This is a genomic window from Achromobacter sp. Marseille-Q0513 (assembly GCF_018195695.1).
Classification (GTDB): domain Bacteria; phylum Pseudomonadota; class Gammaproteobacteria; order Burkholderiales; family Burkholderiaceae_B; genus Achromobacter.
On the sequence record NZ_JAGTJY010000060.1, the window covers coordinates 24275 to 30554 of the forward strand.

Annotated in this window: 6 protein-coding genes; 3 read left to right on the forward strand and 3 right to left on the reverse strand. The window is 68.7% G+C overall.

Annotated elements, in window-relative coordinates; translation table 11 throughout:
• The first annotated feature begins 1 nt into the window (after window position 1).
• The 3 genes from KDH83_RS14435 to KDH83_RS14445 all read left to right on the forward strand — a co-directional run bounded on the left by KDH83_RS14435 (window position 2) and on the right by KDH83_RS14445 (window position 1493).
• The gene (locus KDH83_RS14435) at window positions 2-589 is read left to right on the forward strand and encodes a prepilin-type N-terminal cleavage/methylation domain-containing protein (RefSeq protein WP_212316918.1); all 588 of its coding nucleotides are present in this window, start codon (window positions 2-4) and stop codon (window positions 587-589) included.
• 78 nt (window positions 590-667) lie between these two features.
• On the forward strand, window positions 668-1111 hold the full coding sequence (locus tag KDH83_RS14440; protein ID WP_212316920.1) for a type II secretion system protein N: 444 nt from the start codon (window positions 668-670) through the stop codon (window positions 1109-1111).
• A 232-nt stretch (window positions 1112-1343) separates the two neighbouring features.
• Window positions 1344-1493, forward strand: coding sequence for a hypothetical protein (locus KDH83_RS14445; protein WP_212316922.1), 150 nt, complete (start codon window positions 1344-1346; stop codon window positions 1491-1493).
• A gap of 76 nt (window positions 1494-1569) precedes the next feature.
• Here the strand turns inward: KDH83_RS14445 and KDH83_RS14450 are convergent, their stop codons facing one another.
• The 3 genes from KDH83_RS14450 to KDH83_RS14460 form a co-directional block, all read right to left on the reverse strand.
• Window positions 1570-3336: a GGDEF domain-containing protein gene (locus KDH83_RS14450; RefSeq protein ID WP_212316923.1), complete on the reverse strand. Its 1767-nt coding sequence runs from the start codon at window positions 3334-3336 to the stop codon at window positions 1570-1572.
• A 192-nt stretch (window positions 3337-3528) separates the two neighbouring features.
• Window positions 3529-5100 (reverse strand): diguanylate cyclase, encoded by a 1572-nt coding sequence (locus tag KDH83_RS14455; RefSeq protein WP_349291629.1) that lies wholly within the window; start codon window positions 5098-5100, stop codon window positions 3529-3531.
• A gap of 109 nt (window positions 5101-5209) precedes the next feature.
• A partial coding sequence (locus KDH83_RS14460) for a site-specific integrase (RefSeq protein ID WP_249205109.1) occupies window positions 5210-6280 on the reverse strand: 1071 nt, incomplete at its 5' end.

The window sequence follows — 6280 nt, forward strand, 5'->3', positions numbered from 1 at the left end:
CATGGACCGGCGCCGGCAGAGCGGTTTCTCGCTGATCGAGGTGATCGTGGCCATCATGATCATGGCCATCATCAGCCTGCTGTCATGGCGGGCGATCGACAGCGTCTCGCTGACCAGCCGCAAGCTGGACGCGCGCAGCGACGAGATCACGGCGCTGCAGCGCGTGTTCGACCAGTTCGAGCGCGACGTCGCGCTGCGGGCCAGCGCCATGCAGGCCGCCGGCCAGGACTTTGGCGGCGAAGCGATCCGGCTGCGCGCCGCGCAGTCCAGCCTGCGCAGCGTGGAGCTGATGCGCAGCGTGGCCGGGCCGGCGGCGGGCTGGCAGCGCGTGCTCTGGGAGCGCGATGGCCGCAAGCTGCTGCGCGCGGCCGGCCCCTCTGGCGATCGCTATCCGCTGGCGCCTCCAGGCGCGGGCGAAACCGTGCTGGACGAAGTGCAGGAGTTCAACGTCCGCGCCTGGGTGCCGGGCAGGGGATGGGGCGCGTTTCCAACCGGCGACGCGCCCGCCGCGACCGGGCTGGAATTGATCATCGCGCGCGGTCCGCCGGGCGAGCTGCAACGCTATCGCCGCGTGTACGCGCTGCATTAGCGTGCTGTCCCGGCAGGCCAATACAACCGTCGTTTTCGCGCGCGCCACCCGGCCACGCGGTCCAGGAGTCATATGCCCATGCGTGAAATCAGGATGCCGTCCCTGTCCGCCGCCCGCGCCGCCAGCCTGTGCCTGATGGCGGCCGCGCTCGCTGGCCTGGCGTGGTGGGGGTGGGCGCTGATGGAACCCTTGCCCCAGGCGGCCGCGCCCGCCGCTGGCGCCGGGGCGCCGCCTGACGGCGTCGAGCAGGCCGCCACATGGCTGGCGCCCGGCGCCGCGCGGCTGGATGTGAAGGTGGCTGGCGCGCTGTCCGGCGCCGGCCGTGGCGCGGCGGTGCTGTCGGTCAACGGCGGCCCGCCACAGGCCTATGCGATCGGTGATGCGCTGACTGGCACCGCGCGCCTGGCGGACATCGAGGCGCAGGCGCTGATCGTGGAACAAGCGGGCGAGCGAATCCGGCTGCCCATTCCCGCGCTGCAGGACAACGCCAGCGAGGGATTGACGGCCGCGGCACGCCAATAGACCGCATTAACCGTCAAAATGCTTGCTTTTAATGGCAATAATGCGCTAAAATCGATCATGTTGCATTCATCTGGCGTTATGCATTGATCGTATTCATGCCGTTTGGATCGCAGCTCATCTCCATGGCGCGGCCGTCCGATGCTCCCCCCGCAGCAGCACGCATCCGGCCCGTCCGACACCCTGCGCATTGTGTCTTGGCGGGAAGGCCACTGCCTTGAAGAGGAGAGCACTCATGTTTCGCAAGCTCGGCGACAAATGGCAATTCGAAGTCGCACCGCTCAACTGGAAGGCGCCCGATACGGGCCAGCACGCAGAGGCTGCCCCGGCTTCGGCTGAAACCCAGGGCTCGGAACGTTCCGACGCCCAGATCGACGCCAACTAAACCCGCCTTCTGGCCAATCACGGCCGCCGCCGGCTCCCACCGGCGGCGGCCGTTGTCTTTTCCAGCCCGCCCGCCTTCAGGCCGCCCGGTCCAGCAGCACGCGGTTGCGTCCGCTCATCTTGGCCTGGTAGAGCAATTCGTCGGCGCGGCGGAACAGCGTTTCGGCGCGTCCCGCGATCGTTCCCCATTCCACATACGACACGCCGAAACTGGCGGTCATGCCGAAGCGGCTGCCGTCGCAGCTGGTCACGCTTGCCTGGGCAATGCCGTGCCGCATCCGCTCGGCCATTTCCAGCGCCTGCCCGGGTTGGCTGGTGTGGCACAGGACCGCGAATTCCTCGCCGCCGACCCGCGCCACCACGTCGGCATGGCGGAAGTTGCGGGCGCACAGCGCGGCGACGACCTTGAGCGCCTCGTCGCCGGCGGCATGGCCGTAGGTGTCGTTGATGGACTTGAAATGGTCGATGTCGAACAGGATGAAGGCCAGCACCGGGTCGGCGCCGCGCCAGCGTTCGCGCGTCTCTTCGAAGCGCCGCTCGAAGGCGCGGCGGTTGAGCAGCCCCGTCAGGAAATCCGTCTCGGCCATGGTCGCAAGATCCAGTATCAGGCGATCGCGCTCCGACTCCAGTCGCGACTTGCTGGCGGCGGTGTCCTTCAGGACGCTCAGGGCGCTGAACATGCCGTTGATCTCGCCGCGGTAGCGGTCCAGCGGAATGGCGGGAACGGATCCACCGTCCGCAATCGCGCCGATGATGCGCGTCGCCTGCACGAACGGCCGGATGACGCGCTTGCGAAACTGGCTCAGCGACAGCATCAGCGCGGCGGCCAGCATCGCGGCGGCGGCCAGCGTCGCCAGCAGCACGCGGACCGAGGCGGTGCGCTGGGCGGCGATGCGCTGTTCCACCCGGTCCAGCATGAAGTCGCGGAACTGCGTGATCGAGCGCATCAGCGGTACATAGGCCTCGACCACTTCGCGCGGCGTCAACCCGGCGCCCGCCGGACCGCGCGCGGCAAGTTCGCGCAGCCGCTCGATATAGGCAATGCCGTCGCCCATGTACAGGTGCTTCATGTCCATGTAGGCGATGGTGCCGCGCAATTCGGGAATGCTGGAAATGCGCGCGTCGATCAGGGTCTGCAATTCCTCGATGCGGCCGAGCACGCGCTCGATCTTCAGCTGGTCCGCATCGTTCAGCGCCCGGCGCCGGCTCAGCGCGGGCGTGAAGGTCGAGCCCAGCAGACCGGCCTGCTCGCGCAGCTCGCCGGCCAGGATGGCCAGCGCCATCATGTCCGAGGCATCGGACTGGTTGCGCATCACGATGCCGATGCTCTCGACCATGCCGGTGCGCAATTCCGGCACCACATCGACCATGCCGTCGACCACGGACCAGACATTCCGGCCCGAGACCGTGCCGCGCGGCGCCTCGATGGCAAGGTCTGCGTTCGCGCGCGCGATCGCCAGCGCCTGGCGGATGCGCTGGATGTTGGAGAATTCCTTGGCGCCGTGCGGGCTCAGCGGCGCGCGGTACAGGGCCAGCAGCTCGGCCAGCTTGGCATCGCTGCGTTCGCGGGCGTCCCGCAGCGAGGCGAGGAGGGCGGGCGGCACCGGCAGGTTCTCTCCCAACGCGGCGTTCATCGGGCCGCGCTCGGCCGAGACCAGCTCCATGGTCTGCAGCGTGCAACGCACGGCGGTGAAGGCGGTGGAGGCGGCGGCGGTCGAGGCGTAGGCGCGCCAGTTCTGTTGAACCACGATGCCGGTGAGCACGGATACCGGCAACACCACGCCCGTGGCCAGTATCAGGAAATACCGCTCCAAGGATTTGAGGGCGTAGGCACTGCGGAACATACGGAAAAACCGGCCCTAAAACAATGTCTGTGCCGCGCAGAATACTTGAATTGCTGCAGCCGCAGCGCCATGCGCGCGCAAGCCGTCGCAATTTTGAAACGCTATATCAGAATAAATCTTTAAGTTTCAACAGAACTCGGATTTTCATCAGATTGTTGCGCCTTCGCGCATCGATGCGCGTCCGCGCCGCGCTCAGGCCTGGCCCTGCAGCACGACCCGGTTGCGGCCGCCTTGCTTGGCGGCGTAGAGCGCCGCGTCGGCCTCTGCGAAGGCTTGCGCCGGCTCCGCGCCGGCATCCTGCCAACAGGCCACGCCGGCCGACACGGTGATGCCGCCGATGCCGGGCATCCGATAGGCCTCCACCCGCTTGCGCAGCCGTTCGGCCACCTGGCCGGCTTCCTTCAGGCCCGCGCCGGGCAGCAGCATCAGGAATTCCTCGCCGCCGTTGCGGCACAGCACGTCTGCGGGACGCGAGCATTCGCGCATGATCTGCGCCATGTGCCGTATCACCTCATCGCCGGTCGAATGGCCGTGCGTATCGTTGACGTTCTTGAAATGGTCGATGTCCAGCGCGATCACGCCATAACGGATGGCCGAGGCGCGCATCTGCTCGACGGCGTCCTGCATGCCGCGCCGGTTGCGCAGGCCGGTGAGCGGATCGGTGATGCTGGCCAGGTTGAGCTTGCCGATCTTCTCCTGCAGGCTGGTGAAGCTCCAGATGACGGCGTGCTTCAGGCGTTCGGCCTCGAAATACCAGGCCTTGACCGAACGCACGCGTTGCATGGCGACGGCCACATCGTGGTGTTCGACATTGGTCGCCAGTTGCGAGAGCGGCAGCGAGATCATGCGCGCGCACCACCAAATCGCCAGCAGGAAGGCGATCGCCAGGGGCGCGGCATAGCCGAGCAGGGCCCAGATCAGCTCCTGGATCGGCTCCAGCGTGACGGCGGTGGGGCGCTGGGCGATGATGCCCCAGCCGCTGCTCGTCACCACCGCGTAGCCCGCGAGCATGTCGACGCCCTTGGTGTTCAGCAGGCGGCGCGCGCCCGACTCGCCTTGCTTGACGGCGGCGACCACGGGATTGTGCGAGACATCCTCGCCCAGCCGGCTGGGATCGATGTGGTAGATCAGCTTGCCGTCCCGATCGACCACGTACAGATAGGAGCCGTCCTGGTAATGGTGGCGGCCCAGCAGTTCCTGCAGGGCGCTCTCGTTGCGCAGATGGATCGAACCCGCGATATAGCCACGGTAGCGTCCATCGCGGGAGTAGATCGGGTGCGACAGCGTGATCAGCAGATTGCCGGCGATCGACACATAGGGCGGGCTGACCAGCGCCTGGCGCGACTGGATCGCGGCCCGGCTGCCCGGGCTGTCGACGCGCGCGCCCAGAAAGCCGCGAAAACTCTGCGAGGCGGCCAGGATGACGCCGTCCGCGCCGACGATGCCCACGGAGTTGAAGCTGTCGCTCTGTTCCTGCACCCGGCTCACCTCGGCCTCGAGCGCGGCGGGCGAGCCCAGCGAGTCGACCACGTGCTGGGCGCTGTAGCGCAGCTGCTGCTGCGCGCCCTTCAGGAAGTTGGCCGCGCTCTCGGCCAGCTTGGCGGCATAGACGCGGTTGGACTCAAGCGTGTTGGCGATGAGCTGGTCGCGCTGCACGCAGTAGCTGGCGTACAGGGCGTTCGCGGTCGCGGCAATGGCGCTGAAGACGGTCAGGGCGAGCACCAGCCCGCGCAGATGGATACGCATCGAGAACGTGGCGGACATGGCTTGGTGCGGGCGCGGCGGCCACGTGGCGGGTCAGCTTGTTGGAAGAGAAGGGGAATACGGGCGAGATTGTAATCAGGAGCGGGCCGAGGTCCTCCGGACCGTTGCGCTATCGGGTCTCGCCGGCATCGTCGCGGTCCGGCGGGGCGGCCGCCTGCTCCGCTTCCGCCAGATCGAACAGGCGGGCGGCCTTGAGCGTGGCCGCCGCGCCGGCGCGATAGTAGCCCATGGCCGTGGCCACGCTGGCGTGGCCGGTCATGGCCATGGCGTCGCCCAGCGGCACTTGCTGACGGCCGGCCTCGGTGATGAAGCCCGAGCGCAGGCTGTGGGCGGAGTAGTCCTCGTCCAGGCCCGCCAGCTCGCAGCGCTGCCGCACGATATCGCGCACGGCGGCGGCGGCCAGCGGCTCGCCCAGCACGTCGCCGCGCCGGATCCGGCGGAACAGCGGGCCCTGGGCGATGCCGCTGGCATCCAGCCAGGCCTGCAGGGCCCGCGCCGCCGCTCCGGCGATCGGCTTGGCATCCTCGGCCCGGGCCGCGCCCGCCTGGTTGGTCTTGGAATGGCGCAGCAGATAAAGAAAGCCGTCCCCCTCGCGCGGCGTGTTTTCGACGGTGGCGCGCACCACCTCGGACCGGGGCCGGCCGCCGCTGGCCCAGGCGAACAGCAGCAGCGCCCGATCGCGCAGTCCGCGCAACGAATCGTCGCAGGTATCCAGCAGCGCTTGCAGCGGCTCGCGCGTCAGGGCCGGCTTGCGCGCGGGCGCCGCGCCGCGCCGGGCGTGCGCACGACGCGTGCGGGCGAGCAGATCGCGCAGCGCCTGTGCGCGGCACGGATTGGGCAGCCCCAGCGTGTCGTGCGCCTTGGACAGCACCGATACGCGCTGCAGCAAGGTGTTCAGGCCCGGCGGGCCCAGGCGGCCCTTGACCTTCAGGCGGACCAGCTCCCGGTCCAGCGCCGCCGGCATTTCGCTGGTCAATCCTTGCTCGGTCTGACGACGGGCGTGGTCCACGACGAATTGAACGACGGCGGTCTCGGGCAAGGGCAGGGCGAAGCGCCGGCCGTAGCGCAGCTCGAACCAGGCCGCCCAGTACCGCATGGCCGCGCGGTAGCTGGCCGCCGTGTTGGCCGAACTGCCTTCCCGCATCAGGGCGCGCGCGGCCTCGTCCGCGCTGCGGTCGAG